The 2,141-nt window shown below is 40.4% G+C and carries 3 protein-coding genes and 1 pseudogene; 2 read left to right on the top strand and 2 right to left on the bottom strand.

Annotated features, from left to right (window positions below; all coding sequences use genetic code 11):
- Both VXQ92_RS16045 and coaE read left to right on the top strand, forming a co-directional pair.
- Positions 1-513: prepilin peptidase (locus VXQ92_RS16045; protein ID WP_416682492.1), on the top strand; the 513-nt coding region annotated here is incomplete at its 5' end.
- A 1-nt stretch (position 514) separates the two neighbouring features.
- The gene (gene coaE / locus VXQ92_RS16040) at positions 515-1,111 is read left to right on the top strand and encodes a dephospho-CoA kinase (protein ID WP_000874125.1); all 597 of its coding nucleotides are present in this window, start codon (positions 515-517) and stop codon (positions 1,109-1,111) included.
- Here coaE and VXQ92_RS16035 read toward each other — a convergent pair.
- Together VXQ92_RS16035 and VXQ92_RS16030 are read right to left on the bottom strand one after the other, a co-directional pair.
- Complete coding sequence (locus VXQ92_RS16035; RefSeq protein WP_416682491.1) at positions 1,108-2,022, bottom strand: DMT family transporter; 915 nt, start codon at positions 2,020-2,022, stop codon at positions 1,108-1,110. The genes coaE and VXQ92_RS16035 overlap by 4 nt on opposite strands.
- 35 nt (positions 2,023-2,057) lie before the next feature.
- Positions 2,058-2,141 (bottom strand): annotated as a pseudogene (locus VXQ92_RS16030) (23S rRNA (guanosine(2251)-2'-O)-methyltransferase RlmB); the annotation flags it as partial.

The raw sequence follows: 2,141 nt of genomic DNA, 5'->3' as shown, positions 1-2,141 counted from the left end.
ACCATGCTATGTTCATTAGTAGTCGTCATGGTGTTTGGTCCAACCATACAAATGCTTTTTGGACTCGTCCTCACATGGGTACTGATAGCCCTTACCTTTATTGATTTCGATACACAATTATTGCCTGATCGCTTTACCCTAACTTTAGCTGCGCTCGGCTTAGGTATTAATACCTTTAATATTTATACCTCACCCAACTCAGCCATTTGGGGTTATCTCATTGGTTTCCTATGTCTTTGGATTGTCTATTACTTATTTAAAGTGATCACTGGCAAAGAAGGTATGGGCTACGGCGACTTTAAATTGCTTGCAGCATTAGGTGCATGGATGGGGCCATTGATGCTGCCGTTAATTGTGTTATTGTCATCGTTACTTGGCGCAATCATTGGCATCATTTTATTAAAATTAAGAAATGACAATCAGCCTTTTGCTTTTGGGCCATATATTGCCATTGCTGGTTGGGTTGCCTTTTTATGGGGTGATCAGATTATGAAAATTTATTTGGGAGGTTAAGATGGCTTTTATTCTGGGAATCACAGGTGGTATAGGCAGTGGTAAATCAGCTGCAACACAATGGTTTGAATCCCAAGGAATCCAAGTCGTCGATGCCGATATTGTTGCTCGCGAAGTAGTTGAAAAAGGGCAACCTGCCCTTCAAAAAATTCAACAAACCTTTGGAGATTGGGTGCTTCAACCCGATGGCAGTTTGGACCGCCGTGCCTTACGTGAATATATTTTTCAAAATCCACAAGCGCGTCATACACTCGAGCAAATTACCCATCCCGCAATCCGTCAATCTATTATTCAACAGCTACAAAATCCTAAAAGTCCGTATGTGATTTTAGTTTCGCCATTATTGTTTGAAACAAATCAACATGAACTAGTCAATCACACGCTACTGATTGATGCGAGTGAACAAACTCAAATTCAGCGTGCGAGCCAGCGCGATGGACAAAACCAAGAACAAATCCAGAAAATTATTGCTGCACAAATGCCACGCGAACGAAAACGTGAGCTTGCAAATGACATCGTGTTTAACGACGGATTACTCGAACATTTATATCAGCAATTAGAGCCTTTACATCAAAGCTATTTGAAGCGTGCAAACTAATTTTGTGTATTTTGCTGCTTAATCTTTTGTGTCAGGCTATCTTGTCTAAACCAACGCCAAGGCTGTAAAGCACCTATTCCCATACCTACTAAGCCCACTACAATTGATGGGCTTAATGATTCACCAAGTAAAGGTACAGCTAAAATAGCAGCAATAAACGGCGCCAAAGTTACAATACTTCCCGTTTTAAATGCGCCAAGACGCTGAATAGCAGCAACATAGGTTAATGTCGCAATAATAACGACAAACACGCCATGGAAAATACTTTGTACAGCTAAGTGCAAAGGATCTACATCCATAAAGTGCTTAGGTAAGAACAACAAATAAATCGGCAAATAAATAATTGCAGACCAGATTGCGACGCTTGCCATAGAATGCCAAGCAGAGAGCTTCCACTGTTTAAGTAGTACAGTAAAAATCCCCCACCAAATCGCACTGATAAACAGAAGTAAATCTCCAATTCCAAAAGCAGAGGTACTACTTTTCAACATCAATGCGCTCATGAGAGCCAAGGCAGTAATCATAATTGCCAGACTCACCCATGTATGTTTATCAAATGGCTGTCTAAATAAAATATAAGCAGCTATAGCAGTACAGATAGGAATACAGCCATTTAAAAATATTGCAGCATGGGCAGCTGGTGCATAAAGGAAAGCTGTATAAACCGTAAGGCAGTAAATGACTCCACCAATCAATGCCAAAATAACCGCATGCTTACTCCATAAAAAAGCGAGATCTTTTTTATAAATTAAGATAGGCATCAAAATTAGGAAGGCTATAGCAAAGCGTAGTGCGGCAATATCCCAAGAACTGATGTGCCATTGTGCATTTAAGCGGGCAAAAAGCGTAAACCCGCCCCAAATACACATGGTCACCAATACAAAAAAATAACCTTGCGTACGGGGAGACATATCAAGACTGCATAAAAACTAGGAAGGCAGCTAAATTATACCTCAGAACGCTGACGACAAGCTTCATACAGTGCCATACCCGTTGCCACACTTACATTTAAACTTTGTAAGTTACCTGA

It is taken from the genome of Acinetobacter sp. 228 (assembly GCF_048147885.1).
The sequence above is the reverse complement of the archived record's forward strand: the minus strand, read 5'-3'. Positions and strand labels throughout refer to the sequence as shown.

Excerpts from the sequence above, each read along its gene's own strand:
- VXQ92_RS16035 (WP_416682491.1), bottom strand. The coding sequence starts at position 2,022 with ATGTCTCCCCGTACGCAAGGTTATTTTTTTGTATTGGTGACCATGTGT.
- coaE (WP_000874125.1), top strand. The coding sequence starts at position 515 with ATGGCTTTTATTCTGGGAATCACAGGTGGTATAGGCAGTGGTAAATCA.